Consider the following 26,663-nt stretch of genomic DNA (forward strand, 5'->3'; position numbering starts at 1 on the left):
TCGCCGGCAGGAACTGCAGTTACGCCGCGATCCCGCTTAGACGCTCGATGTCCTCGGCGATCGCTTTGAAGCCGCGGTCATCCCCTCCGTCGTCCGACTTGATGAGAGCCAACTTCTCGCGCAGCTCTGCCAAGTTCGCCACCGGGTAGACGTAGAGCGCGTCCCTGATCGGACCGAAGTTCGCGGCCTCTTCCTCAGTGACTTCGTCCGGGCCGGGACGGTTGATGTAAGCGTGGGCTTCCTTGAACGCCTCGACCAGCTCAGGCCACTGCTTATCCTCGGACCTAGTGAGGGCGAGGATAGGCGAGTCGACGCCCGCCAGTCGCAGGCAGTCTTGCAGTAGCCGCACGATGGGAAAGCCGCCATCGATGTCGTCGTCGTCCAGCAGCCGCTGCAGGAAGGCCAGGTTGTCCGGTTGATCTCCAGCCCAGGAGCCCTCGAGGTCCACGAGCAGCCAGAGCTTGTAAGCCATGCCGTTCAGGTCGGGGGCAGGAGCGTGCAGGACGGTCTTCCGCGCTTGCCATTCGGCGCCGTCGATCAGGTCGTGTTCTGCCTCGGAGAGAGAGGCATTGGGGTCGTTTGACGCGATCTCCGCTGCCAGCGCGGCTTTGTGCGTCGCGACGAGAGCGTTCCATTCGGATATGGTGGTGGTGGTCATGGGGTTCAGTCCCTTGGCTGAGAGACGGTTGGCAGGGCCTCGCAAACGCTGCCAGCCGCCTCGTTCCGCTAACCGGCATGGTTAACTTGATAACAGGTGCGCTCGTTTTTGCCGCTGGTCAAGTACGTCCGTTGTCGTTATTGGTCTGCTATGACCGAACTCACCCCAGCAGCTATGCGAGCGGCCCGCGCGCTCCTCAAATGGACGATGCGTGATCTGGAGCGAGAGAGCGGCGTCGCCTTGGCGACCATCAACGCGATCGAAAATAGCAAGCGGCCACGCCCTCCCCAGGCGGCAACGGCCACCAAGATCGCCCAAGCTTTCGCCGATCATGGCGTAGAACTGCTGGGCGACGGCAAGCCAGGCGCCAGGTTGGGTCAATGCCCGCCCTAGCCTACCTGCAGCAAAGCCTGAACGAAGACGGCATTTCTCCGTTGAGACCTGACCTATTGATCAGGAGCCTCAAATGACCACCCCTTCGCTCAACGGCAAAACCATCGCAGTGCTCGCGACCGACGGCTTTGAGCAGGTGGAGTTGACCAAGCCCGTCGAGGCTCTGAGGGCCGCCGGGGCCAAGGTCGAGATCGTGTCGCCCAAGGCGGGCGAGATTCAGGGCTTCGAACATCACGACAAGGGCGACATGATCGCCGTCGACAAGACGCTCGAGCATGCCTCCTCAAGCGACTACGACGGCCTCGTCTTGCCTGGTGGCGTGATCAACCCGGACGCGCTGCGACTGGAGCCTAAGGCAATCGAGTTCATCCAAGGCTTCACCCAGAACGGCAAGCCTGTTGCAGCCATCTGTCATGGCCCGTGGACGCTCATCAACGCCGGCGCCGTCAGCGGCCGCCGCATGACCTCTTGGCCGTCCCTCGAAACCGATCTGCGGAACGCCGGCGCGGACTGGGTCGATGAGGAAGTCGTGGTCGACCAGGGCCTCGTGACCTCCCGCAAGCCCGATGACCTGCCAGCGTTCTGCGCCAAGATGATCGAGGAGTTCGCGGAGGGGCGTCACACAAGCTGACGCCCTCGCGTGGCACGCGGGCGGCGGGTATAGCCCACCAATGTTCGTCCGCTTCACCACGCCCGAGGGCGCTCGCGTCTACATCCGTGAGAACCGCGTCCAAGCTTTCGTCAGCTCCGAGGACGGCACGCGCATCTTCCTGTCCGGGTCACTGAGCATCCTGGTGGCCGAAGATGACGATGAGGTGCGGTTGATTCTGTCGGGTCGGCCTGAGGATGAGAGCTCAGTGCCCTAGACAACTCTCCCGAGCGCGCGCCTTATGCAGCAACTTCGGGGGAAGCCATGAAATCGCTCATCATCGTCGCAGCCTTGCTCACAGTCGTGCCGGCGAGCGCTTCCGCCCACAGCGGCGGCACTGACCGAGAGGGCTGCCATCGGGACAGCAGAACAGGCATCAGGCACTGCCATGGCGGAGGACGCTCTAGCGCTGCCCCTTCCCGCCCACAGGCATTGTCCAGCTCAGCGGGCGGCGCGTTCGCAAATTGCGCTGCTGCCAGAGCAGCCGGCGCCGCTCCTGTCCGCCGCGGTGAGCCGGGATATGGCCGGCATCTCGACCGCGACGGCGATGGCGTGGGCTGCGAATGACGCGAACAGGCTTTGCGATTTCGGCCTGCGTGCTCCTCACAGCCTGTGCGGACCAAGAAACGCGAGACCAAGCATCGGCTGCGGAGGAGCGCGCCAACGCGGCGCACTATCGGGCCGAGCAAGCCGAGATCCGGGCTGACGAACTGGAGGCTCGGATCGATGACCTTGAGGCTCGGGTCGGCGACGTTGAGGACAGCCGGTAGCACACACCCGCCCTGTAATTCGGCCTCTGTTTCCGGGGCGCCGTTCGCGGCCCGTGTCTGGGGGCGCGGCTCGGATCTCCGGCTTAATTCGCGCGATCTGAATGTGGGGTGGGGGTAGGGAAAAAATGCGGCACTCACCGCTTACGACCCGGGTCCGCCCCATATTTTTTGAGCGCCAAAAGGCTTTGGCTCAGATTTTTGGGACTTCGTGAAGCTCCAATATCAGGCAGTGCAGGCGCGTAGCGAGGGTCTGATTTGCGCCAAGAGCAGACATTGGCAGACTGCCGGAAACTGGACAGGGCGCTCCAAACGCTGACGACAACGGCTCAACACGATAGCGAAATGACCCCGAACGTCTCGGACAATCTTCGCATCTCGTAGTCCTTTGCGTGACTAGAGTGTTCTTGATGCTGGCTGCCAGTATTGGGGTTGTCGTCGGACATCATGCAACTCCCCTGCCGAACCACTGCGCTGTTAGCCAGCTCGGCACCACGCCAAACCTGCGGTGCCACTAGATCGGAACGATGTCCGCCAGTTGCCATTAGGTTGACGAGACGGCTTAGAGGCTGTGGGAAACAAGATGATCAAACGCATCCAGGAAGATCGCGCCCTCATGGTTGTCGGCCTCGCAGCCGCGTGCGGGTTCTCGATCACTCTCGCGACAATTCTCGCTGCCTTCGTCCTCTGACGAGGAGTTCGCTGAGGCCCGCTTCAAGGCCGCTGTGTCCTACGGAGAGCGCCGTGCCCGTCTCTTGTGGCGGGCACGCGGTACGGCGGCAAACAGACGCGCCGGTCCAACGCTGAAGGCTTAGGGAATTTTACAATTCAACGTGTTTCAGCGTCCGTAATTTCCCTTATACTTCAGTGATGCGTGAACGTCTGACCTCCGCCTCATCCAGAGCCAAGGCCCGGAAATGCCTAAAAGCGGCGGAGCTTTCGTCCAATCCTGAGATCAAGACCGAGTTCCTCAAACTTGCCGAGGAATTCGAGGCCAAGGCGCGCGACCTTGAGGGACTGGACGATGCAACCCCTAAACCGGACGAGCGCTGATCGGCCGGTCCCTTCCTAAGACATCCGGGGCATCGTTCCCGCGACCTCTTCACGTGAACATATCATTCTTGACGGCTGGCTTCAGGAGCATATCGGCGATCGTATCGGCGAAGGTCGAGATAGGGAGGGGCTTGGACAGGGTTCGGTCGGCGCCGAACACCATCGCGGATCGCAGCAGGGTGTTGATGTCCATGCTCCCGCCACTAGAGATCGCAAGGATCCGGACCTCGGATCCGCGGCGTCGCAGCTCCATGATGGTTTCCAGCCCGTCCTTGTTCGGCATGAGCATGTCGAGGATCAGCAGATCAACGGGCGCGGCCTCGATCAGGCGAAGGGCTTCGTCGCCATCTTGCGCCTCAAGAACCCGGTAGCCCTCACAGGCGAGGAGCTCCGCCCCAATGGCGCGCAGCGTCGGATCGTCATCCGTGATGAGGATCGTCGCTCTCGAGTAGGGAACGGTTTCAGTCATGCGGCTTCCTCGTCAGCCCCGGGCAGGGCGTCCAGTGTGAGCGGTCGGTAGAAGTGATAGCCCTGCAGATAGTGGGCGCCGGCGATACGCAGAAACTCCGCCTGTTCGGCCGTCTCGATCCCTTCGCAGACGACCTTCATGCCTAGCGCCCGGCCTACTCCGATCACGGCGTGGATGATCGCCGCAGACGCCGTGTCATGGGTGCAGCGTTCGACAAAGCTCCGGTCGACCTTGAGTGTGGTGAACTTCAGTTCCCTGAGGGCGTGCAAACTGGTGAACCCCGCACCGAAGTCGTCCAGGGCGACACCGAACCCTTTCTCCCGGAGCGCGTCGATGGTCCGGCCTGCGGCCGGCACGTCCAGCATTGCAGTCTCTGTGACCTCGACCTCGAGCCGTTGGGGCGCAAAGCGGGCAGCCGCGGCCGCGGCGGCGACCCGATCAGCGAAGCCCGGAGCCTGGAACTCTGAGGCGGACGCGTTTATCGACACCGTGACGTCGGGCCGATCCCCAAGGTCCTGCATAGCGCGGGTCATGACGAAATCGGTGAGCCGAGCGATCCCGCCCTCGGATTCCAGTCGGGGTATGAAGTCGTCAGGGTTCAGACGCCCTTGTCGCGGGTGGATCCAGCGAATCAAGGCTTCGACCTTGCCGGAGAGCTGGCCTCGCCTATCGACCAGCGGCTGGTAGACCAGATGCAGTTCCCCGCGCTCGATGCCCGCCGCCAGTTCCTCCTCGGCGGTCAGGGCTGCGGCCGGAGCCGGGCCCGCGCCCTCCATCTCGGCCAGGGTGAGCGAGACGAGGGACTGAATGTCGTCCACGCCAATCGCCGGGATCGCCTCGCCCGACCGCGCCGCGGTCTCGATCCGGGAGGTCTCGCGCGCCACGGCGGCGGCGCCGAGGCTGAGACTCATGGATTTCAGCGCATGGGCGGCCCGCGCCAGGCCGTCCCGATCGACGTTGTTTGCGCTCTCAACGATCTCGGCCAGACGCAGGGGCGCATTGGCGGCATAGAGGCCATGGACCCGTTGAACGAAGTCCGCGCGTCCGTTCCGGCCCATGGCCAGCAGTTCGCCCCGAACCACAGGATCGAAAAGATCGGTCCGCACGTCGTCCTGGCCCGCGTCGGTCGCCGAAGGCGGCGCGAGGACGGCGACCCTCGGCTGATCGGCCTCGACCACGGCGCGGTCGGCGCAGAACCGCCCGAGGGTGCGGACCAGATCCTCAAGTGTGAAGGGCTTGTGCACGACACCGTCCATACCCGACGCCTTCCAAGCGTCGGCGCCCGATCCGACCACATGGGCCGTCAGGGCGACGATGGCGGCGCGGGGTCTTTGCGTGACCGCCTCCTCGGCGCGGATCGCCCGGGTCGCCTCGAAGCCGTCCATGACAGGCATCGAACCGTCCATGAGCACGAGATCGAAGGTCTGTTTGCGCAGCCGTTCGACCGCCTGGCGTCCGTCTTCAGCCGTGAAGGTCTCCACCCCCAGTCGCGACAGCGCCTCGACGGCGACTTCCCGGTTCACGTCGGAATCGTCGACGACCAGGACGCGGACGCCCGGGAAGGTCGTTCCGGCGCGGGGCTGACCCGACCTGTGGGTCAACCGAGGTCGGACGCCGTCGCGCATCTGGCCGACGACCTCGCTCAGATCCGCGCGCCGGACAGGTTTGACCAGGACGCAGGCGTCCGCCGCGGTCTTCACGATGTCTTCCGCGGCGTCTTCGCTGTCGCAGATCGTCACCCCGAACGCGGGAACCGGCGCGCCGGCCCCCACGATCGCGGCCCCATCTTCGACCCCGTTTGCCCCGACGCCCCATGCGCAGAGATAGCGCAGTACGGCGGCCCGGGTCTGGCCCGCAAGGCCGCGAACGATGATGTTCCCTCCGAGGGCGACCGCAGAGGCTTCGATCACAGGCCCCGCCCGTTCGAACGGAGCGCTGAAGGCGAAGGTCGATCCCTCGCCGACAGTGCTGGACAAGGCCCAGACACCGCCCATTGAGCGGACGAGACGATCGCAGATGGCCAGGCCGAGGCCCGTGCCGCCATGGGTGCGGGTTGTGCTCTGGTCCGCCTGGGCGAAGGCCTCGAACAGCGTGGGCAGTTTGTCCTCCGCAATCCCGGGCCCCGTATCCTGAACCGAGACGCGCACATGATCGCCTCCGTCCGGGTCGCGGTCGATGGCGATGAGCACGCCCCCCGCGTCGGTGAATTTGATCGCGTTGTTGACCAGATTCCCGATGACCTGCCGCAGGCGGGTCGGATCGGCGAGGACCAAGGGCAGACGGGGATCCACAAAGACGGCGAGGTCGAGCCCCTTGCTGGCGGCCTTTTCGGAGAACAGGCTCGCCACATCCTCCGCGGCTTCCGCCAGATCGACCTCGACCGTCTCCAGATCCATCTTGCCAGCCTCGACCTTCGAAAAGTCGAGGATGTCGTTGATGATGCTGAGCAACGACCTGCCCGATTTGGCAATGACGTCAGCGTATCGCTGCTGGCGTTGGGGCAGATCGGAGGTCGCCAGCATGTCGCTAAGCGCGAGAATGCCGTTCAACGGAGTGCGGATCTCGTGGCTCATCACCGCCAGGAAATCTGACTTGGCGGCATTGGCCTGCTCGGCCGCGTCACGCGCCACGACCAGCTCCTCAGTGCGCGCGGCGACCTCGATCTCAAGTCCCTCCACCTGCGCCGCGATACGCGCGTCCCGCTCGCGAATGCCCGCCAGGAAGGTATCGACGCCGGCGACCAGATCCGCGACCTCGCCGTCCGCCTCGATGTCGATCTTGGCTGAGAAATCCCGGGTCTCATCGACCCGACGGACCAGGCCGGCCAAGGCGACGATCGGCGCGCTGATCTTGCGAGCCATCCGCTGGGCGACAATCAGCCCCGCGACGACGGCGACCAAAGCCCCGGCCAATGTGGTCCAGATCGTCGAGAGAACGCGTCCCCGCAGCTCGGGCGTCCGGCTGAAGATTGTGATGGTTCCAACCGTCTCGCCTTCGCTCATGACCGGAGCCGTGACCTGAATGGATCCCGTACTCAGAACGGACCAGATCGAGAGCTTTCCCTCTGCGCCATCGACGGTCGCATCCGAAATGAGCCGGGCGCCGGCGCCTGTTTCCGCCAGCAGACCTGACCGACTGGACCGCAGCCTCGCATAGGTGATGCCGGGCATCTGCGCGACGGAACGAATGGCCTTGAAGCTCTCTGTCCGATCGTCGGCAGCCACGGCATCGGAGGCAAGAGAGCCGATGACGCGCGCCGTCTGGGTCAGACGATTGGTCTCCAGAGCCGTCTGTCGGCGAAGGTCGATCCAGGTCGACACCGTCGCCGTCACCAGAAAAGACGCCAGCAAAGAGGCCAGCACCAAGCCGGTCAGCTTTCGCGCGATGCCGCCTCGAGCAATAAGTCGGCTTGCGTACACTCAAGCGCTCCCAAGTCACTGTACTGCTTTGGTTATACGCGATGTTAATGACCCGACCCTTAAGGTGAGCGTCTAGTCGGGGGACTGGAGAGGCTGCTGCCTCGGGATGTTCTGATGAGTAGCTTCTTCTATGTCCTCGACGACGAGGCACGACTTCTGTTCGTCGATGACGACCCGATCCTGAGGGAGTTCGCCCAGGTGAACCTCGCCTCCGCCGCAGCCGATGTCGATGTCGCGGCCGACGGCGTAGAAGCGCTGGAGGCTCTCTCGCGCCACCGCTACGATCTCCTGCTCGTCGATCTTGACATGCCCCGCATGGACGGCTTCGAGCTCCTCGCCCATCTGCGCGCCGATCCCGCCACGGCTCATCTCCCCATCGTCGTCGAGACGGGCCGCGAGGATGTGGAGGCGATCGACCGCGCCTTCCGGGCCGGCGCCACGGCCTTCGTCACCAAACCCCTGAACTGGCGCCTCCTGTCCTACCAGCTGCGCTTCACCTTGCGGGCCGCGCGCGCCGAGGCTGCGCTACGTCTGGCCGTCCCACGGTGAGGCGAGGTCTTGCGCGAGGCGCCCTGACCTGGCTCCAGCAGCGGCTTGGAGCCTTCCACACCGACGAACGGGGCAACATCGCGCTGATGTTCGCCCTGTGCGGACCGGCGGTGATCCTTCTTTCGGTCGGCGCCATCGATCTCGCCCATGTGCAGTCCAGTCGGGTCAGGCTGCAGGACGTCGCCGACACCGCCGCCTTGGCCGGAGCCAACGAACTCGGCCTCGCCATCAACGAAAAGGCCGCGATTGAGCGCGCCGACGCCTTTGTGCGCGGACATGTGGCGGAATGGGACGGCGCGCCGGAGATCCAGTCGGATGTAACGGTCTTCTCGCGCGATGGGCAAAGAGTCATCCAGGTCGTGCTCAAGGGTCACAATCCCTCCTTCTTCGCCAATATGCTTCCGCCCGGCGGCTGGAACTATGAGGCCCAGGCGCGCGCGGTCGCCGTCGGCCTCACGCCGCTTTGCGTCCTCGTCAGTGGGGATGCCGGATCGAAGCTTCTCAACATCAAGGACACGGGACGAATCTCCGCCCCCAAATGCCTGGTTCACTCAAACCGCGACATCCTTGTCGAGGGCGGGAGCCTGGAAGCCTACCAGGTCCAGGCCGTCACCTCCGCGCGGGGGATAATTTCGCCGGATCCGGGCACGGGCGCCCGACCGATCGACGACCCGTTCAAGACACTGAGCCTCAAGGAGCAGTCTCCCTGTCCGTTGGTGGACATTGCGGTCCCGGACGTCCTGACAGGCACCTTCCACCTCGCCCCCGGCGTGCACTGCGGACAGTTCAAGATGGCGGGAGACTCGGTGCTCGTGCTCGACCCTGGGGAGCACTGGTTTCTGGAGGGCAAGCTCGAGATGAAGGGAAACTCCCGCCTTGAAGGAAATGATGTCGTCCTCTTCTTCGACAAGAAGTCGAATTTCGACTTCAAGGACCACTCCACCGTCAATCTGGACGGCCGCAAACGCGGCGCCTGGGCGGGCATGGTCATGGTCGCCGCGCGCGGCAATACCCAGGACTTCGGGATATCGAGCGATCACGTCGAGAGCCTGCTCGGCGTCATCTATGTCCCGGACGCCCAGTTGATCGTCGAAGGCGGCAAGGCCGACATCGCGCGCGACAGCGCCTGGACAGTCATCGTGGCGAGATCCCTCCAGCTCAAGGGCGCGCCGTCTCTCATTATCAACGCCAACTATGCGTCCACCGATGTGCCGGTCCCGACCGGCGTGGGTCCGCGCGATGGCGGATCACAACTTGTCCAATAGGACCAAGGAGAAGAGCCATGGCGCTGGAAGCTGAACGAGTCCTCGAGGCGGCCGAACGGTCCCCGAACGACCGGCGAGCCCGGTCGGAGCGACGCGGCAAGGAACGCCGGGTCGGCGGCCGTATCAACAAGGCGGCGCCACGGCGCTCGATGATGAAGGCCTACGGCGCCTGGGCGACCGGCATGTCGTTCGCGATCTTCGCAATCGTCTTTCTGGCGACGATCCTCGTTTCGACCCAAATCCCTTGGATGGCCCTGGCGGTGAGCGCGGCTGCTGTTGTGACTTCCCTCTTCGCCCTGATGCTCGGAAGTCTCGAGCAGCGGCTCATCGAAATACGTCTTGAACTCATGATGGGCAACGGCGGCATGAGGCAGGCCGACCGGCGCAGCGGAGACCGGAGAGCTATAGCCTCTCCCGTCGACCAATCGTCAGCCAAGTCTCCGAAACCGTGAGTCCTCGGAAACCTGCAGGGGTCTAAAACTAGGAGCCGGCCACTTCCGACCTTCTCGGCCTCCAACATCCGTTAGGCGTCTGACGTCAGAGGTCGATCTGCTCAGAAATCTCGAGTGCATCATCCACTTCGATGCCCAAGTACCGCACGGTGCTCTCGAGTTTGCCGTGGCCGAGCAGCAACTGACTTGCGCGCAGGTTCCCGGTCTTTTTGTAGATCAGGGCCACCTTGGTACGGCGCAGACTGTGAGTTCCGTATCCTGCAGGGTCCAACGATATGGCCTGGACCCATTGATCAACTAGACGCGCGTATTGCCGTGTCCCGATGTGGCTCCCGTCCCGGCTCCGGCTCGGGAACAGCCAATCATTGGAGCGAGCTCCGCGCTGTTCAAGCCAAGCTCGAAGCGCCTCGCGCGCCGGCTCTGTAATCTCGAAGGGCACTGGTCTGCCCGTCTTCTGTTGGACAACGACGGACCGCTGGCGGATTTCACCGCCGTGGATGACGTCGGACAGACGCAGCTTCACGAGATCGCAGCCGCGGAGCTTGGCATCCAGCGCGATGTTGAACATCGCAAGATCTCGCACCGCTCCGCGAATTTTCAGATGATAGCGGATTGCCCAGATATGCTTGGGCTTGAGCGGTGCCTTCGCGCCGATCATCCGACCGACGTTCCAAGGGGCGCGAGGTGAGCGGAAAAGATCGAGCTGGCCCATGGCCATCTCCTCAGGACAAGACCCCTAGTCCATCATACTCCTATCGAGCCCGAAACGCGCCATGAACTGACAATGGCCCGCCGCCCCGAAGCAGACATCCGTAGGGTATCGGCTTTTAAGACTCTGAACTCGGCTCAACAGACGGATGCAGAGGCTCGCTACGCTGGCTCGATTGTCATCCGCCGGGATAGCAGGCACCGGCCGGACGTCGCGTCGATAACCCGCAAAGTCACTTCGCCCGAAGACACGCTGTATCGGTACCCCTCGCCAAAATCGGCCAGATATGCCGTTGTTGTCGCCTGGCCCAAAGGCCTGTCCAGCACCATGGGCGCCTTGGCCCGCCGGGCCCGGTCCATGTCCGCCTTGGCGACAACCTTCCATCCAAGCTCTTCGTTAATCGTCCAGCTCCTCAGCGACTCGCAGACAGCGACGACCCGCCTGGGCTTTCGGACAATGATTTCCAGTATGACCGGCTCATCCTGATCGGCGCAGGCATAGGCGACCTCCATCCTGAGATGGCCGTGTGACGTCGCCGACGTGGCCACCGACAGAGCTCCTCGTGTCGCACGGCCACCGCTAAAGCGCGCCAGAAGACCGGAGATCATCGACGTCATCCTTCACTGGCTCTTGAAGATGGAATGCGACCCGGTGAGATGCCAGTCGGGAGCAAGGGGGCATCGGGACAATGGTCCGCTTCATCCTCCCAGGCGGTCAATCCAGGAAGCACCCAGCCAAGAGCCGACCAGTCTATGACAGCCCGCGACTGGACATTGAGCTCGGGCAGGCGACACTATCCATTTCCAGACCTTGGCGAACACGGTTGCCCGACTGTCCAGCCAGACCGTAGAGCTCTCAACCTCATGGTGTCGCCATGATCCAGCTTGCCGTTTACGTCGGTCTGGTGCTTTCAGCACAGGACCGCCTCCCCTCCCCCCGACCATGCCGGGACGACCTCCCCCGTTGGCGGCAGGCACGGGTCTGCGGGGCGTGCTTGGCTCAGATTGCACGATCGACTCGACCAGGCGGGGTGGTGGTCTCACACCAGCGGGACGAGCCTCGCCCCGGCTCAGCAAATCTGGCTGAGCGTCTCGTCGCCGGACTTCAACGCTGTGCTGGAGGTTATCGATCCTGCGGGACAGGTCGTCGCCCGCATCTCCGACGAGCGAGGGGGGGCTGAAACCGGAGCGTTCTTCAAAGCCGCCGGCGAGCCGTCGTCGAGCGGCGAGTCTCGCGCCTACACGCTGCGAATTACCTCCGATCAGGCAGGGGTGATCGGTCGGTGGCGCGTGGAAGACCGGCGAGATGGATCGAACGCGCCCATGTTCGCCAATGTCTTCCCCGACGAAGCTCCAGAGGCCGACATGCTTGTGACGGGTCGTCTGCGGCGACCCGGTGACCACTGCGACAGCAGCACAGTCCTGCCGCGCCGCCAATGAAGCGTCAAAGCCTACCAGCCGCTCTGATTGCCGGCATAGGTGAGGCATGCCGCTGCCCTATGGAGAACTTCGCTCTCGCCGTCGGCATACAGATCCGTCAATGGTCCAAGCGATACGGATTGGCGCGATGCCGTGAACGGTCCAGCATTTCTGCCGACGCAAAGCCAGTGCAGGTCCCCCTCCTGCTCAAGAGTGATCAGCACGACATGTCCCGAACCCGCACCAGCTTGGCTCAACGCTTCCGACAAGCAGGACGCCGCGGCTGCCGGGTCCGTGCGACAGGCCTCTAGCGCCGCGGCTGGCACCTCACTGCGTCGGAGCCGGACGTAACCGGGCTGCAACTTCCCGATGATCAACTCCGTAGCGGCGCGGCTTTCCGCCGAAGCACTCTGGTCGGCAAGCTCGACAACCGAGATCAGGGGCGGCGGCGGTCCCAGTTGCACCGCAAATGCGCCGATGATGGAAGCGTATACAGTCATGCCCGATTCCCTTACCGCGTCGGCGTGCCGCTAAATCTCGGATCGAGACTCCGGGCGAAATCGAGCGGCCAGGCGTTGTAAACGACGCTGTCCGGGCCGCCGATACCCTCAATGTACGCAACCCAGTACTCGCCGGTGCGTGGAGCCGGTCGGCGTTCCCGGCAGTTCGGGATTTCCGCATGCCCGAGTTGCAGGTTCAGGGCGGGTTCAGCTCCTGCCACCACACTCACCCGGGACGCCATCGCCCGCCACTCAAGTTCTGGCCTGGACAGCGTTGTCGGAACAACTTCCTCGATTCTTACGATCGCGACAGTCGCGTAGTCACGCGACATGAGCGTCCCGGGGTCGGGCGATCGCCGACAGGCGTTTGCGACATCCGGGGCAGCTAGCGCCGCGCAAATGATGAGACCGGTCGCGACCTTCATTGTCATCACTCCCTGCAGCACCCGATTATCTCTCTCAGCCTAGGCTGGCACCCCTGATCACATCTGACGACGAGCGTCATGGCAAGGGGGTTGCCAAGCTTGATTGTCCATCGCCTCCCCGTAATCTTGAGGTGATCAACTCCGGGACTTCCTATGAACCGCATCCTCACCGCAACTGCCGCCGGCTTGTACGTCGCCCTTCTCGCGCACCCTGTGAACGCCCAGTCCGCGCGTGAACTGCTGGACCAGGAGGATGCACGGTTCTGCTCCCACCCCGAGGTGTGGATGCGCGCCAGTGTTGTGGTGAAGGGCCTTCTTCCGACCTGGAAATTCAGCGCCGCCCAGCGCGATGCGATGGATGTAGCCTTCTCCGATCAACGCTTCGATTTCGAACATCCGGACCGGATTCAGGTCATTTGCTCGGCGACCGTGACGCTGACCAGTGGTGGGCATGCACATTCAATACGGACACGCTTCGACGCCCTGCCACGGGATCAGGCCCACGACTTCAGACTCGAAGCGACCAATAGCTCGGACCTTATCGATTTCCTGAGCGCGTTAGAATCGCCCTAGGCGTCTGACCGCCCGATTGCCCAAACCCAAGGGAGCCTGACCGCTGACGGACGCCAACACGCGGATTCGCCATTGTGTGAGGCTACGGCTACCCCGCCGGGCCAGCGCCGGCGCCCGATAGCCCCTCGACCGCTGCGGAGCGCAAGCTACCGGCCCGTCGCCGATTCGGTGATCATAACTTCAACGCGGCGATTACGTCCGTCAGTCGGCGCCGCCCCGGCGAGGGGTCGGCTTGCGCCATAGGCTGACACGATCATCGTGCGTGACCTCGACAGCTGCCAGCGCTCGAAATCATCATTCCAGATCGCTGCGCGAACACGGTTTGCCCGTCGGTGTGACAGACCGATCGCGTAGTTCGGACTGTTGTCCGACTCGCTCAGGATGGCGTGGCCTTCGATCGAGAAATCCCGGTCTGGATGCGCACGCGCAAAGCGCGCGAGCTCTGCGAGGCTAGCGGCCGGAACTTCGTCACTGTCTGACGCGAACTGGACGATGACCCGGTCCGGGCTCTGCGTAGCCACAACTGGCGATGACGCCGTCACTACGATGGCGAGCGCGAGCAGAAGCGATTTCATCTTTCCCCCTGGAGCCTGACTTGCATCTTACGACATACCATCTCTGATCCAACCAGGACGCAAGGCTTGACGGGCAGGATTCTTTGCTTTGACCCTTGTCTCGTCGGCGACAAGTCGCCGGCGAATCCGACTGCGCGGCCGTCCCTGCGGGAGCGAAGACCTTAAACTGATACCGGAGAGTGAAATGAAGCGCGTGGGCAAGGCGGTGCTCAAGATCGTCTACGGGTTCGCTCTTCTCGTTTCGGCCAGCGGGCCTGCAGTAGCAGAAGCCAGTCGGCAGGACCGGGCCGCTTACCTAGACCGGTTCGAAGCGGAAGGGCTCAGCGAGCAGGTTTTCATTGAAGTCCTGCTCTGGGGCGAAGGCATGCACCTTATGGGGCGCTGCCATACGCATTTGCGCGCTGATCAGATCGAACACTGGAAGACGTGGTGGGACGACAGCGTTCTCGCCGATACCGTCGTTGGACGGGAGGTCATACAAGAAGGTTTGGAAGAGTTTGACCGAGGCGTCGTACGATACGGCTCCGAGCCCCTGAACGCATCACAGTGCTCCGCAGTGATCCGGGATTGGCTCGGCGAGATGTCGCAGGCTGCCGAAGCCGAGCGCGTTCCGTGATCGATCTTGCCTTAGCGCTTAGGAGCTAAGCGCCGCCGCTAGCGAATCTCAAGAAGCCAGAGTTAGCCCCAATCTTGAAAGCGTTTTAGACTACTGCCTGCCCATAGTCATCTGCCGGTGAGGGCATGCCTTGCCTGCATTTGGTGATAGGCTCCACCTTCGACCTTGAGCTTGAGGGGTACTGCGTGAGCATCCACCGTCGAACTCTACTTGCAGCGGCATCGGCCGGCGTTGCCGCATCAGCTATGGCCAGCCGGGCTATAGCCGGGCCTCCGCCCCGCTTCCGCAAGATCGCGACTGAGGAAGCGTTCGCCACGACAGAATTGCAGACGGCCTGGCTGGACGTCGCGAAAAACAGCCATGCGGCGAGTCTCGATGTCCCCACGGGAATCCTGTCGATCTTCAACGATCCCGCGCCGGGGTCGAACCAGGATCGTTTTCGACGGCAGCTGCTCGATGTCGAAACCGAACGCTTGCAGGAAATGGATGCTGCCGGTGTCGACGTCCAGCTTCTGTCTGTTACCATACCTGGGGTCCAGATGTTCGCCCCTGACCGGGCGGACGCCCTGGCGATCGCGACGAACGATCACCTTGCCGCCGCGATCGCGAAACATCCGACGCGTTTCGCGGGGTTGGCCTGTTTCGCTCCCCAGTCGTTGCGAGGGGCCGCCCGCGAGATGGAACGCGCTGTCACCGAACTCAAGCTCAACGGGTTCATCGTCAACTCGCACACCGACGACCTTTATCTCGACGACCCGCGCTTTTCACCGATCCTCGAAGCGGCGGAGGCGCTGGACCGACCGATCTATCTTCACCCGAGGGCACCCTCGAACGGCATGGCCGGTCCATTCCGGGAATATGGGCTGGGCGGATCCATCTGGGGCTTCGGCATGGAGGCGGGAACTCACGCCGTTCGGCTCATTTTGAGCGGCACATTCGACCGCTTTCCCAAGCTGCGCATCGTGCTCGGACACATGGGTGAGGCGCTTCCTTTCTGGATGTGGAGGCTGGACCACATGTATCGGCGGCGTGCGAGGGACGGCAGACTGACCCCCACTTCGCTCACGCCCAGCGAATATTTTCGAAGGAACTTCGCCGTCACCACAAGCGGCTTCGAGGATGAAGCAGCCCTCAACCTCGTGATCGATCGTGCAGGGATCGATAATGTGATGTGGGCCATCGACTACCCGTTCGAGTCCTCGGTAGACGCTGCGGCCTTCATTGATCAGGCAGCCCTCACGCCGGCGCAGCGCGCCAGCATCTGCCACGCCAATGCCGAGCGGCTGTTCAGGATCACGCAAGCGTAAGCCCCCCGGCACTAATGGCGCAAACTGCGACTCTGGGCCTGCGCCAACACCGGACATTGTAGCTGCGGCTGAAAGCCAGCTTTGAGACGATTTCAAGGTCGGCGGTGGCAGGAAGCTCAAAGCCACTCACCGTGGGCGGCCAAAGCGGCTGCATTTCGTCAGTCATCCCCCAAGAACCTCACTAGGTTGAACCATCCTCAACCACGCTATGCGAGGCGGACAGGGGGTGTTGAAGGCTTCGCCGGCGGCGATGTTTTTATCTCGATCCGCGGACTCTCGATAAGCGCATCGGCCGCGCGAAGCTCCGATAGAGCGTCGAACACCCCCATTGTTAACGATTTTTAGGAAGGACACACGCCAAGGTTAGGGCGCTCGCTCCCACAGCCCGTAAAGTTTATCCGATGCTCAGACATATCAAGGTCCTGCACAAGCTGCTGATCGCCTTCGGTGCGATTCTCCTGACGATCGCCGTCATGACCGTCGTCGTCTTCATGAACCTCAGGACGGTGGATGCGAAAAGCCATCAGGCCATCCGCGGCGAAGAAACAGCAACTGCGGTCGACGACATGTGGTCTGCAGCAGTCGCGCAGCAGGCGGCCGTCCGCGGATATGTGCTGACGCGCGATCTGAGCTTCCGGGCGGCGTTCGCGGGTGAACGCGCGACTATGGATGCGGCTCTCAAAACCGCCCGCGAAACGGCGATTTCACCGGATGTGAAGGCTGGGATCGAGGACCTTTCGATCAAGCTCGACGCCGTACAGAGCCAGTTCGAACGCCAGATGAATCTGGCCGACAATCCACAGACCCTGGAACAGGCAGCCGCCATGACGCTGGAGGGCCGATTGAAGGCATCACGCGAGTCAGCCGAGGCCATCACAGCGTTGCTGGACCAGAAGAACGATGGCCGCGTTGACGACCTAAACGCCAGCGTGAAGGCCGCCGTGATGGGCCTTATCGTCGGGGGACTGGTAGCCTTGGCCATGGCCGCCGCGATGGCCATGCTTCTGGCTCGCGCTATCGGCGGCACCGTCGCCACTCTGGTCGGCCACATGCGTCGATTGATCAGCGGAGACACCGCTTTCGAGGTGGCTGAGAGCGGCCGCAGGGATGAGTTTGGTGAGATGGGCCGGGCTGTCTTGGCGTTCCGGGATGCGGCGATCGAAAAGACGCGACTGGAAGCCGAGGGCGCCGCCCTGCGCGGTCAGACAGACGAGGAGCGCGCACGACACCAGCGCGCGGCGGAAGCGGCGGCGCGCGAACAGGCCGCCGTCGTCTCGGCTCTTGGCGAGGGGCTGGATCACCTCATGCGGGGCGACCTCACTTACACCCTGACACAGCCCTTCCCTGCGGAATACGCGAAGCTGAAGACCGACTTCAACGCGGCGATCGCGCAGCTGCAGGACGCCATGTCCGTGGTCGTCACCAATGTCGCGGCCATCCGCTCCGGCTCGGGCGAGATCAGCCAGGCTGCCGACGACCTGTCGCGCCGCACCGAGCAACAGGCCGCCTCCCTGGAAGAGACCGCCGCCGCGCTGGACGAGATCACCGCGACCGTCAATCGCACCGCCTCGGGCGCGCGTCAGGCTTCGGACACGGTCCAGGCCGCCAAGGGCGACGCCGAGACCTCGGGCAACGTTGTGCGCGACGCCGTCTCGGCCATGGGCGCCATCGAGAAGTCGGCCCAGGAGATCAGCCAGATTATCGGCGTGATCGACGAGATCGCCTTCCAGACCAACCTTCTGGCCCTGAACGCGGGCGTCGAGGCGGCGCGCGCCGGTGACGCCGGTCGCGGCTTCGCGGTCGTGGCCTCGGAAGTCCGGGCCCTGGCCCAGCGCTCGGCCGAAGCCGCCAAGGAGATCAAGGTGCTGATCTCGGCCTCGACCACCCAGGTCAACGCCGGCGTCAATCTGGTCGGCCAGACCGGCGAGGCCCTGCAGCGCATCGTCGGCCGCGTCGCCGAAATCGACGGCCTGGTTTCCGAGATCGCAGCCTCGGCCCAGGAACAAGCGACCGGCCTCCAGCAGGTCAACACCGCCGTCAACCAGATGGACCAGGTCACGCAACAGAACGCCGCCATGGTCGAGCAGTCGACCGCCGCCAGCCACTCGCTGTCGCAGGAGGCTGAAAGCCTGGCCGGATCGGTCGCGCGCTTCAAGATCGGCTCGCCGGCCTCGTCTGCGCGCGGGGCAGCGGCTCCGGCTCGCACTCCGCAAACTTCAACGCGCCCGTCCGCTACTCCGGCCCACCGTCCTGTCGCCCAACTGCGCACCGTTGGTCATGGCGGCGCAGCCCATAAGCCTCAACTGCGGACTGTGCACGACGGCTGGGAGGAGTTTTAAACCCGGTAATCATAACCTCCCGACATAATGAGCGACGACGCTTCGGTAACTGTGGCTCTTGCCGGCCCGTAAGCAGCCTGCTTGAGCAAGGTCAGCACGCATCACGCCCATAGCTCGGGGCATCCTCCCGGAGCGTCAGCGTGACGAAGGACTGAGATCGTAACGCCGAATCCGACGCCGTGTCTGAGCTGTCGCCGAAGGCGGACAGGATGGCCGCAAGCGGACATTGCGAACAGCCGCTTTGAGCCCCATGCAGACATCCCTTCCAAAGCCCGAGAGCGAATTTTCTCAGAGAGGTCCAGACCACCAAGCCGTGCGTCGCGTGATCAACACCGGACCGGATACACTCTGCGCTGGACCGCTCCCCTACGCGCGGCTCTGAAGCGTCGTCGGTTTGAGGTGCGCCACATCTTAACCGACGACGCTGATGCCGCGGCGGAGCGTGCGTCGCACCACCTCATCTGACCGCCGACACTGATCTCCGCATTGGAGACTGCATTTGGCGCGCCTCAACATTCCCGACGAACCGACGTTCCAGACGTACACGGTCACGACGGCGCAGGCCGTGTTTCCGTTTACGTTCGCAGTGTTTGCCAAGGCGGACCTTAGGGTCACTGTTGACGGCGCCCCGCTGGGCCAGTCGGACTTTGTGCTGAGCGGCCCAATCACCGAGTCCGGCGGCTATCAGGGCGGTGTGGTCACTCTCAACACTGCTGCTATTGCCGGCCAGGTCGTCATCATCAGCCGCTTTGTCGCCCCCGTGCGCGCCAGCCAGTTTGCGCCCGCAAACACCGTGCCGGTCGGCTCAATCGATCAGGCGCTAAACCGTCTGACAGCCGCGCAGCAAGACCTGCAGCGTCAGTTCGACGGCGGCTTCAATCCTACTCTGGCTGCCGGGATTTCCTTCCTGCCAGCTGGAACCGCCGCACTCCTTCAGAGCATTCAAGACAAGCTGCGCCGCACCTCCAACGTCGAAGACCGCACCGGCGCCACGGCCTATGCCAAGCTGGTTAACGCGCTCGCAGTGCACCCGACTGTCGGCTACGGACCGCTGTTATTCAACGATTTCATCAACGCGACGGGCGACATTGTCGTGCCCGAGGGTGTGCATCTGCAAGGCCCTCTCACGCCGGCGCAGTTGAATAGCGCGAACTATGACTTCAGCCGCGGGACAATCCGCATGGCTGCGGGCAAGACCATCAAGCTGATGCCGGGCGCGTCGATCGACGGTTTTGTGATTATCCACGCCGGGCGCTCGGTTCCATATGGCTCGAACGCAGCGGCTCTGGATGATCTCGCGACTTGGGACGATGGCTCGATTGCGATCACGGTGCAGGGCGAAGACTGCCGTATCACCAACATCATGCCCCTCGGCTTTGAGCTTGCGATCCGTTCGAACGGCTACGGCCGCCTGACGTGCGATAACGTCAAAGGCGACTGCCTGAATGGCATCTGGATCACCGACAGCTACGACGTGACCCGTCTGGAAAACTGCCACTTCTGGCCCTTCTTGACGGCCTATGTCGCCCCGGGCGGCGACCAGAACATCCTGTTCCGCGACGGCATCGCTTATCGCTACTCCGGGACAGGCGACTGGCTGAAGGCGACCAACTGTTTCTCTTTCGGCTATGGTCAGGGGACCAACACACAGCAGGCCGACCACATTACGCTGCTGGGCTGCGCTTTCGACAACGTCAACTCGCTGGCGAAGACGGACACTATCGGCATCTATGTGGGGCCGGGCTCGCGCTCGGTAGAGATCATGGCGTGCCAGACTGCGGCGCAGGGCTCATCGATAATCATCGACAACGCGCCAGACGCTGACCCTTATCCGTCCGCCGTGGTCGAGATCATTGGTCATCGGTCGTGGGCGACGCACCTCTGCCATATCCAGCATAATGCTGGTTATCTGAACGTGCTCGGCGGGACGTGGGAGTTGAACAGCGTCAACGAGTTCCGCTTCGCCGACGCGATCCTGGGAGCGACGATCAACATCCCGCCGCCCTCCGATCCGACCTACGTCGGGACGGACGTGGCTATCGCCAAGGTCACGATCCAGGGCCAGAACAACGAGCCGTTTACGTTCAACCTCGTCCAGAACCGTCGCCAGCAGGACCCGGCCTCGAACTATCACGCGGCGATGAACCGCTGCATCGCCAAGGCGAACCTTCTGGGGTCGAACTGCGTCGTCTATATCCCCGCCGGAACGTGGGACTGTTCGAACCTCGGGCCGTTCACGCGCATCGTCTGCGACGACTTCCGGCTGCGCGGCGACGGCGACTCCTCCATCCTCGTCCCGCCGAAGGACTGCGTTGCGTTTCAGTGGGGCAACAATGCCGCCAACACGATCGACGGCGGCGGGTCCTACCAGGTGCACTATCGCTACCCAGTGATGGGCGACGCGACGACCCTACTGTTCGAGCTGTCGAACTGCTCGAACCTGCGCTTCGAGAACAACAACTTCGAGCGAAGCGTCCGCATTATCCAATACGGCACGGACCCGACCAAGCCGGTCGCGTCGATCCATTTCCACCGCAACTACGGCTTCGTCGGCAACTCGGGACAGCCGACGCTCGATCATCGCTACGGCAACGGGCGTTTTGCCGACGACAACGATTTCTATGTGGCGGGCGTCGCGCCTCCGGTAGCCTTCGCGCCGGTCAACGTCGCGGCGGGGACCTTCTTCTTTGCGTCGGTGGATCGTGATCTCGACACGGCGCTGATCGGCCGCAACTTCCTCCAGCGCTTCGACCGGAACGTCTTCATTCGCGCGAGTGCGGGGAACATCGTCTACTGCGTCCAGGTAGATGGAAGCGGTGTCAACGACTACGTCAACAATAGCGTGACGATGCGCGCCCAGAACGGCGGGATCATCCATTTCGTCAAGGTGTCAGGTTATCACCAAGGCCTCGGGAGCTTCGCGCTTCGGCTCGCGACGGACCGTGACACGAACCCGGGCGCAGGGTCGCTCATCAAGCGCGTCACGATCGTTGACGGCGAGTTCTTCCTGTCCCGGTATCAAGGCATCCTCATCGACAAAGGCGTCGAGGACACTGTGATCAACGGCGTCCAAGTCTATCAAACCGACATGATCGGTGCGGCGGACCCAGCGCCGCGCGGGGCCCTGGAGTTCGCTGCAGGATGTACCCGTTTCACGGTTGCAGCGACGCGATGCGGCGGCACCGATCCCGCCATCGGGTTCACCTCTCAATCGGCCTATGGGGTGAAGATCGGTGCGGACTGCGACGCCTATTCGGTCGACGCCTATGCGCAAGGGGCGGTTCAGGCCTGGATGCTCGCCCCGAACGCCGCCCCGTCATTGCAGCGTCGCGTCTCCGGCAATGCGAACTCCAACTATGCTGTCACTCAGGCCATTCCCGCACCGCCCGTCAACGTGATTCAATACAACACCACCCCTTTCACCAAGCGGATCTATTTCGGTGGCGGAACGGGCAACACCTACAAGGTGAACGACGTGCTGCTGCCCAATACGTCGGGCGAGCTGGTGGTCGATCAGGGCGGGAGTTGGGAACGGTTCACCGGAACCACGGCACCCACCATCGTTGAACAGGTCATGGCCTAGCGGCTATGACCCCTTGGGTAAGTGTCGGCACGTTCGCCGGCGAAGCCTTCAACGCTAAGATGGCGTCACGACTGGCGCCGAGAGTGATTTCCCAGAAACCGCCATCTTCGACGAGCGTCTTAACTCGCGACTAACCTGATTGCTCGTTGCGAGACCTGGAACTTTCGAAACCGCAGCGGCTCAACCCGCCAAGCTGAAGGGACGGCCACCTTGAAGCTCCATCATTCGGCCGCCGTCGTCGTGACATCGCTATTTGCGGCATGGTTGCTCAGTAACTGCCAGGAAGCTCCCGCTGCGGCCGTCACCAGAGACGCGACCTGCGCCAACTCCCGCACCAACCAAGTCTCGTGTCCCTTGATGATCGGAGAGCAGAATTATCGGCTTGATAGCGGTCTGACCCAATATCTGAAGCTAACAAACACGTCGGACCAGCCGTTGCAGATCGACGCGGTCCAAGGCGCGACCGCAGGCAGGGGCCGAGAATTTCTGGAGTATTGCGTGGGCCGCAATCGCTTCGAGACCGGCCAGTCGGACGCCAGCGAAGGTAGCGAAGACCGCACAAAAGACGGCCATCCCATAGAAGATGGTTTTGCCGATCGGTTCTCGTGTCCGCCTCGCCATTGATCTGGTTGCGGGGATCGACAGCATGAGGATCAGGCTGTTCCAGAAAACCATCCATTGGGCGTAACCCGCTGCAATTTGGTCGGCAGTAAGCGGCGGCGGCGGTCCATGCATACCGCTGTCGTATCAGAGTTTCAGCGTGCGCCCAGACCCCATCGCTCCCAGCGAGAATGGGCACGCGCGGCGCTCGTTGCGCCTGAGGTTGAGGACTGACCGCCGCGCGGCAAGCCTCCCCCCGGAGGCAGAGCGAAGATGACATGGTGACCTTGCAGTAGCCTTAACGCACCACGCCTCAGACGATTCGGGTGGCGGCCCGGCCGGTTGGGTGGGGTGTGCCGGGCCGCCTGCTGCGCAAGCTGTCAGGCACCGCGTAGCGATCTACTGTCCGATGGACCACTGGCCCGCGCAAGCCCCCACGTCCCTGACGAGTCAGTCGACAAGGTTCCAGAGCACCTTGAGGCCGCGCCACCATTCGATGGGGGCGATTAGCGTAACGATCAACTCGCGGTGGCGTCGATTTCGCTTCATCTGAGCCTTCTGCCACGAGACCGTTGAGGCCGGCTTAAGCCCCACGCCCTCACATAGATCGGGGCGATCGTACTGGGGCAATGAGGACGACTATGGGAAAGGCATGTTCTCAAGGGCCGATTTCGACACCCTCAGGGACCGCTTAGCGGCCGCTAAGGGGCGCTTCATCCTGACCAACAACGACCGCCCCGAAACCCGCGCCCTGTTCGCCGACGACGCCTTTCATATCGAGCCCGTCGGCGTAACCTATCGCCTCAGCGGCGCGCCGACTGAGGCCCGCGAACTGATCATCAGGAGTTCAGGATCATGACGGTGAAGGCATTTGGGTTCGCCCGGCGAGTTGCTTGGGAAGAGTTCGCTCTTGGAGACGTGGTTGTTGCCCGCCTGCCCTCTGGGGCCCGTGCGGTCGGCGTGGTCGGGACCGACGACGACAGGGATTACCTCTTTGTCGGGCTCTGGGCCGAGGACGCGGATTGCAGTCACTTCCCGGTCGCTTACGAGCTGGCCGAGCTTAGGGAGTCGCTCGGAAAGATAGATGGGGAGCTGGTGCTAGAGCCCAGGGAAGGCGACCCGATCTTTCCGGTTGGGACTAAGACCCTTGGCCGAGGCCTTTTCCTGGCTTCGGGCGGAGCGTTGGTCGCAGCAATAAAGGTCGACCTTTATGGAGGCGAGCGCATGGGCGCTATCGACCTGGATACTGGCCAAAGGCTTGCCGCGAGAGGGACGCTTTCAGCCCTCACGAGCTGGCGTGTCGGGATCTCTCAAGCGGGGCGGAAGGAGACGTTCTGGCTCCCATAGTGCTCTAGAACCTCTTGTCCCGGACTCCAGCCGCTTCTGTCGCGCTTCAACGGCATAGCACAGGGCGACCTGCCCACGCCCTCACACAAACGGGAGTTGGTCTTGGCGAGGAAGCGGACCTTCCGGAAGTCTGCTAGGGGTGGAGAGCGGTCGTCGAGCGCGGCAGTTTCGTCCCTCCCGCTTTGCCCAATCTGGGCGGCAAAAGTCTGGCTTGCCCCGGACCCCGGCTTAGGTAAAGCTTGAACGATGATGATGCTTGGCTTGGCCATTCTGATCGGGTCGGCAGGTGGCCTTGGTATCGGGTGGATTTCGCCTGCTCGTTTGCGCGGGATGCTGATCGCCGCGTGGATCGTCGCCCCTGCAATCGCGCTCGCCGCATGGGGTGCGCTTTCTCCGTCCGGAATGTTTGGGCGGTGGACCTGGCTCGTTGCTCTGATTTATGCGGCACTGCCGCTCTCGCTTTGGGCGGCGGGAAGCGCAGCCGGGTTCATCGCGGGGCGGTGGCAAGGCGCGAACCGCCGAAGGTCTCCTAAGGGTCGGTTTCAGTCCTCGGCATTCAGCCCGAAAGCGGACCTTGGCGGACCTGTCTGAAAGCGGACGTGTTGAAGACCTGAACGCGGGCGGGTAGGCCTTGGATCAACTTGAGTGGGTTCTACCCGGCGGTTCTTGTCGCTCCCAACAGCCTTCCGTGGCGTTTCGTGCGGCGATGCCCCAATCCGCAATCGCGCCGGCGTTCGAGGAAAACTCCACGTAGGCGGGATAACGCTCTGCCTGCTGCGCGGTGCTGCTCCAGAGCGTCCAACTCGTGCCGTCCAGCACGATGACCGGAAACTCCGGCGGCCATGTCATTCCCGGTATGACGGTGCGGGGCGGGGTGAACGACTGAAATTCCTGCACCAAACGCAAAAGGGTGGGGCAGCGGTCACTATCAGTCCAACTGATCTGATCCGGCTTCCCCGCATGGCGATCCAGTTGACGCGCGACCAAGCGAAGACGTGTTGGCTGCCCTTCCGGAGCCCCCTCGCTGGTGGGGTCGAAATAGATCGAGACCGAGCCTGACAAGGTCTGAAAGGCATCCCTCCAGCGCCAACCGAGCGATGGCGAGCGGTGGTTCCACAGGACGTCATCGCCGCTCTCAGCAGGCGCGACGCGCGCCTGCTGACGGGCTTGGCTATCCGTTGTTTGTGACAAGACAGTCGCGTTGGCACATGAGGCGAATGCCAAGGCGGCGCACAAGGAAACGGCGTAGAGCTGTTCACGCATGGCTAAATGTTTGCATGCCTGACCGGCACTGGAAAGCTCGCCTTCTTAAGTCCGCTATGGGTCGAGAGCGGTCTTTCGCCTGCCGCCTAATAGCGGACCCCTCGCCCCAGGCGAGCTTGAGGGCGTGATGATCAGCCAAGTATCACCCGCGCTGCGAAGCGGACCGCGATAAGCGCGACCACGACCACCACCACCACTATGACCCAGATGCGCCTCCCTGAACGGCGCCGGCGCAACTTCGGCGCGGCTGGCCAGAACGGGTTCGGTCGGTCGTGCTTCATCGGCATGGCCACATTCTAGGTCGCCCCCGCCCATCCTGACAATCTGGAGGCCACCATGACCTACTCGCTGGGTGCGAAGTCGCGCGCCAAACTCGTCGGCGTCGCGCCGAAGCTGGCTGCTGTCGTCATCGCGGCGATCGCGAAGAGCCGGCAGGACTTCACCGTTTATGAGGGCCTGCGGACCGTCGATCGTCAGAAGAAGCTCGTTGCCTCGGGTGCCAGCAAGACCATGCACTCGATGCACATCAAGCAGGCTGACGGTGTCGGCCATGCCGTAGACCTCGTGCCCTGGATCGACGGATCGCCGCGCTGGGAATGGGGTCCGATCTATGAAATCGCCCGGGCGGTGCGAGAGGCCGCCATTGAGCAGGGCGTGGCCATTCGCTGGGGTGGCGTCAGGGATAAAGCGCTCTCCGACCTCCCTGCGGACGCCAAGGGCATTCAGGCGGCTGTCTCGGCCTACTGCGCGCCGTCATCCCGGCCCGGACTTCATCGACGGCCCACATTTCGAGCTCGCCCGATGATCCGGAACCTGATCGCCGTCCTTGGGCTGCCCCTCGTCCTAGCCGGGGTCCAGACGTGGCGCATCGACAGGGTGAAGCACGACCTCACCCTGTCGCGAGAACAGGTGAAGGCGCTGGCCGCCCGCCTCGACGTCGCCGATCGCGACGCCCAGACGCAGGCCACCCAGTGCGACGCCCGCGAGGCCAACGCCCGCCAACCGCCCAGACCATCGAACGCATCATCACGAGGACTGTCCATGTCGATACCCAAGGCTGCGCTGTTCGCGAGCTTGTTCCTGCTGACGAGTTGCGGGACGCTCTTCAGCCGGGCGCCCGCGGCCAAGCCGCTCTCGCCCAGTCTCTGCACTGAGGTCCGACACGCGTCGCCCATGCCTGCCGGTGCGTCAGTCGTCCAGCCCGTCACTGAAGCGGAGAAGGACGCCTTCCGGCTGTTCATGACCTGGGTGGCTGAAAGCCTGTCGATTGGCGAGCAACGCCGCGAAGGCCGAGGCGGCTAAAGCGGCCTGCTGATACCGAACCGCATGTCCTGCAAATCAAAGCCCGTCACGCCTCACGGGGTGGCGGGCTTTCATCGTTCTGGTCATTGAACATCCCCACTGCCTCAAGCGTCTCATCCTCCAGCTGGAAGTCGAGCACGATTTCGAGCAGGCTCACGGCGCGGGCGGCGCCTTCGGGATCAAGGTCGGGCCCCGAGCCGAAGTAGGCGATCTGGGCCGCTAACTCTGCCGGATTGGCGGAAAGAGTTGCGGCGATCTGGGCCCATGTGTCGTTCAGCTCCGCGACCGTCGCCTCATGAAGGTCGGGCGGCCAATCAAATCGCTCGGCCAGGGCGACAACCGCTCTCCGATCGGCTTCGCTGTCTTTGATCTCGCCCATGTCGGAACTCTCCCGGTCAGACCGCGTGACAGAGCCAGTAGATCGCTAAGCCG

27 protein-coding genes are annotated in these 26,663 nt (G+C 63.3%); 17 read left to right on the top strand and 10 right to left on the bottom strand.

Annotated features, from left to right (window positions below; all coding sequences use genetic code 11):
* Window positions 1–19: 19 nt before the first annotated feature.
* Window positions 20–658: a hypothetical protein gene (locus IFJ75_RS14330; RefSeq protein ID WP_207868856.1), complete on the bottom strand. Its 639-nt coding sequence runs from the start codon at window positions 656–658 to the stop codon at window positions 20–22.
* Window positions 659–808: 150 nt separating this feature from the next.
* Here IFJ75_RS14330 and IFJ75_RS14335 point away from each other — a divergent pair, with 150 nt between their 5' ends.
* The 5 genes from IFJ75_RS14335 (at window position 809) to IFJ75_RS14355 (ending at window position 3,520) form a co-directional block, all read left to right on the top strand.
* A complete protein-coding gene (locus IFJ75_RS14335) occupies window positions 809–1,051 on the top strand; it encodes a helix-turn-helix domain-containing protein (protein ID WP_207868857.1) in 243 nt (80 codons plus the stop codon).
* Between the two features lie 73 nt (window positions 1,052–1,124).
* A complete protein-coding gene (locus IFJ75_RS14340; RefSeq protein WP_207868858.1) occupies window positions 1,125–1,682 on the top strand; it encodes a type 1 glutamine amidotransferase domain-containing protein in 558 nt (185 codons plus the stop codon).
* Between the two features lie 40 nt (window positions 1,683–1,722).
* Window positions 1,723–1,917 carry a hypothetical protein gene (locus IFJ75_RS14345; RefSeq protein WP_207868859.1) on the top strand — a complete coding sequence of 65 codons (195 nt, stop codon included), beginning with the start codon at window positions 1,723–1,725 and terminating at the stop codon, window positions 1,915–1,917.
* A gap of 47 nt (window positions 1,918–1,964) precedes the next feature.
* On the top strand, window positions 1,965–2,267 hold the full coding sequence (locus IFJ75_RS20220) for an excalibur calcium-binding domain-containing protein (protein ID WP_210766918.1): 303 nt from the start codon (window positions 1,965–1,967) through the stop codon (window positions 2,265–2,267).
* Between the two features lie 1,070 nt (window positions 2,268–3,337).
* Entirely contained in the window at window positions 3,338–3,520 is a 183-nt protein-coding gene (locus tag IFJ75_RS14355) for a hypothetical protein (RefSeq protein WP_207868860.1), read from the top strand.
* Window positions 3,521–3,569: 49 nt separating this feature from the next.
* Here IFJ75_RS14355 and IFJ75_RS14360 read toward each other — a convergent pair whose 3' ends face one another.
* On the bottom strand, window positions 3,570–3,989 hold the full coding sequence (locus IFJ75_RS14360) for a response regulator (protein ID WP_207868861.1): 420 nt from the start codon (window positions 3,987–3,989) through the stop codon (window positions 3,570–3,572).
* Complete coding sequence (locus tag IFJ75_RS14365; RefSeq protein WP_207868862.1) at window positions 3,986–7,351, bottom strand: EAL domain-containing protein; 3,366 nt, start codon at window positions 7,349–7,351, stop codon at window positions 3,986–3,988. The genes IFJ75_RS14360 and IFJ75_RS14365 overlap by 4 nt, the downstream gene beginning before the upstream one ends.
* A 171-nt stretch (window positions 7,352–7,522) precedes the next feature.
* On the opposite strand from IFJ75_RS14365, the gene IFJ75_RS14370 reads away from it, so the two are divergent.
* The 3 genes from IFJ75_RS14370 to IFJ75_RS14380 are packed head-to-tail and all read left to right on the top strand — an operon-like array spanning window position 7,523 to window position 9,674.
* Window positions 7,523–7,957, top strand: a complete 435-nt coding sequence (locus IFJ75_RS14370) for a response regulator (RefSeq protein ID WP_207868863.1) — start codon at window positions 7,523–7,525, stop codon at window positions 7,955–7,957.
* A complete protein-coding gene (locus IFJ75_RS14375; RefSeq protein ID WP_207868864.1) occupies window positions 7,954–9,222 on the top strand; it encodes a TadE/TadG family type IV pilus assembly protein in 1,269 nt (422 codons plus the stop codon). Before IFJ75_RS14370 ends, IFJ75_RS14375 begins: the two co-directional genes overlap by 4 nt.
* Before the next feature lie 17 nt (window positions 9,223–9,239).
* Complete coding sequence (locus IFJ75_RS14380) at window positions 9,240–9,674, top strand: hypothetical protein (RefSeq protein WP_207868865.1); 435 nt, start codon at window positions 9,240–9,242, stop codon at window positions 9,672–9,674.
* 85 nt (window positions 9,675–9,759) lie between these two features.
* Here the strand turns inward: IFJ75_RS14380 and IFJ75_RS14385 are convergent, their stop codons facing one another.
* Both IFJ75_RS14385 and IFJ75_RS14390 read right to left on the bottom strand, forming a co-directional pair.
* Window positions 9,760–10,386 (bottom strand): tyrosine-type recombinase/integrase, encoded by a 627-nt coding sequence (locus IFJ75_RS14385; RefSeq protein ID WP_207868866.1) that lies wholly within the window; start codon window positions 10,384–10,386, stop codon window positions 9,760–9,762.
* Window positions 10,387–10,544: 158 nt separating this feature from the next.
* The gene (locus tag IFJ75_RS14390; protein WP_207868867.1) at window positions 10,545–11,000 is read right to left on the bottom strand and encodes a hypothetical protein; all 456 of its coding nucleotides are present in this window, start codon (window positions 10,998–11,000) and stop codon (window positions 10,545–10,547) included.
* Between the two features lie 387 nt (window positions 11,001–11,387).
* On the opposite strand from IFJ75_RS14390, the gene IFJ75_RS14395 reads away from it, so the two are divergent.
* Window positions 11,388–11,822 carry a hypothetical protein gene (locus IFJ75_RS14395; protein WP_207868868.1) on the top strand — a complete coding sequence of 145 codons (435 nt, stop codon included), beginning with the start codon at window positions 11,388–11,390 and terminating at the stop codon, window positions 11,820–11,822.
* An 11-nt stretch (window positions 11,823–11,833) separates the two neighbouring features.
* Here IFJ75_RS14395 and IFJ75_RS14400 read toward each other — a convergent pair whose 3' ends face one another.
* The gene (locus IFJ75_RS14400; protein ID WP_207868869.1) at window positions 11,834–12,301 is read right to left on the bottom strand and encodes a hypothetical protein; all 468 of its coding nucleotides are present in this window, start codon (window positions 12,299–12,301) and stop codon (window positions 11,834–11,836) included.
* Between the two features lie 11 nt (window positions 12,302–12,312).
* Window positions 12,313–12,726 carry a hypothetical protein gene (locus IFJ75_RS14405; protein ID WP_207868870.1) on the bottom strand — a complete coding sequence of 138 codons (414 nt, stop codon included), beginning with the start codon at window positions 12,724–12,726 and terminating at the stop codon, window positions 12,313–12,315.
* Between the two features lie 153 nt (window positions 12,727–12,879).
* On the opposite strand from IFJ75_RS14405, the gene IFJ75_RS14410 reads away from it, so the two are divergent.
* Window positions 12,880–13,299 carry a hypothetical protein gene (locus IFJ75_RS14410; RefSeq protein ID WP_207868871.1) on the top strand — a complete coding sequence of 140 codons (420 nt, stop codon included), beginning with the start codon at window positions 12,880–12,882 and terminating at the stop codon, window positions 13,297–13,299.
* 146 nt (window positions 13,300–13,445) lie between these two features.
* Here the strand turns inward: IFJ75_RS14410 and IFJ75_RS14415 are convergent, their stop codons facing one another.
* Window positions 13,446–13,874 carry an OmpA family protein gene (locus IFJ75_RS14415; protein ID WP_207868872.1) on the bottom strand — a complete coding sequence of 143 codons (429 nt, stop codon included), beginning with the start codon at window positions 13,872–13,874 and terminating at the stop codon, window positions 13,446–13,448.
* A gap of 184 nt (window positions 13,875–14,058) precedes the next feature.
* Between IFJ75_RS14415 and IFJ75_RS14420 the strand changes: the two genes are divergently transcribed.
* The 6 genes from IFJ75_RS14420 (at window position 14,059) to IFJ75_RS14445 (ending at window position 23,666) form a co-directional block, all read left to right on the top strand.
* Window positions 14,059–14,490, top strand: a complete 432-nt coding sequence (locus IFJ75_RS14420) for a hypothetical protein (RefSeq protein ID WP_207868873.1) — start codon at window positions 14,059–14,061, stop codon at window positions 14,488–14,490.
* 185 nt (window positions 14,491–14,675) lie between these two features.
* Window positions 14,676–15,797, top strand: a complete 1,122-nt coding sequence (locus IFJ75_RS14425) for an amidohydrolase family protein (RefSeq protein WP_207868874.1) — start codon at window positions 14,676–14,678, stop codon at window positions 15,795–15,797.
* 401 nt (window positions 15,798–16,198) lie between these two features.
* Complete coding sequence (locus IFJ75_RS14430; protein ID WP_207868875.1) at window positions 16,199–18,136, top strand: methyl-accepting chemotaxis protein; 1,938 nt, start codon at window positions 16,199–16,201, stop codon at window positions 18,134–18,136.
* A 499-nt stretch (window positions 18,137–18,635) separates the two neighbouring features.
* Window positions 18,636–21,719, top strand: coding sequence for a hypothetical protein (locus IFJ75_RS14435; RefSeq protein ID WP_207868876.1), 3,084 nt, complete (start codon window positions 18,636–18,638; stop codon window positions 21,717–21,719).
* 210 nt (window positions 21,720–21,929) lie between these two features.
* Window positions 21,930–22,343: a hypothetical protein gene (locus IFJ75_RS14440; protein ID WP_207868877.1), complete on the top strand. Its 414-nt coding sequence runs from the start codon at window positions 21,930–21,932 to the stop codon at window positions 22,341–22,343.
* Between the two features lie 831 nt (window positions 22,344–23,174).
* A complete protein-coding gene (locus IFJ75_RS14445; protein WP_207868878.1) occupies window positions 23,175–23,666 on the top strand; it encodes a hypothetical protein in 492 nt (163 codons plus the stop codon).
* A 636-nt stretch (window positions 23,667–24,302) separates the two neighbouring features.
* On the opposite strand, the gene IFJ75_RS14450 is transcribed toward IFJ75_RS14445, so the two are convergent.
* On the bottom strand, window positions 24,303–24,929 hold the full coding sequence (locus IFJ75_RS14450; RefSeq protein ID WP_207868879.1) for a hypothetical protein: 627 nt from the start codon (window positions 24,927–24,929) through the stop codon (window positions 24,303–24,305).
* A 336-nt stretch (window positions 24,930–25,265) separates the two neighbouring features.
* Here IFJ75_RS14450 and IFJ75_RS14455 point away from each other — a divergent pair, with 336 nt between their 5' ends.
* On the top strand, window positions 25,266–26,231 hold the full coding sequence (locus tag IFJ75_RS14455; protein WP_207868880.1) for a M15 family metallopeptidase domain-containing protein: 966 nt from the start codon (window positions 25,266–25,268) through the stop codon (window positions 26,229–26,231).
* Between the two features lie 46 nt (window positions 26,232–26,277).
* Here IFJ75_RS14455 and IFJ75_RS14460 read toward each other — a convergent pair whose 3' ends face one another.
* Window positions 26,278–26,610, bottom strand: a complete 333-nt coding sequence (locus IFJ75_RS14460; RefSeq protein ID WP_207868881.1) for a hypothetical protein — start codon at window positions 26,608–26,610, stop codon at window positions 26,278–26,280.
* Window positions 26,611–26,663 lie beyond the last annotated feature (53 nt).

The sequence above is a fragment of the Brevundimonas goettingensis genome, assembly GCF_017487405.1.
GTDB lineage: Bacteria > Pseudomonadota > Alphaproteobacteria > Caulobacterales > Caulobacteraceae > Brevundimonas > Brevundimonas goettingensis.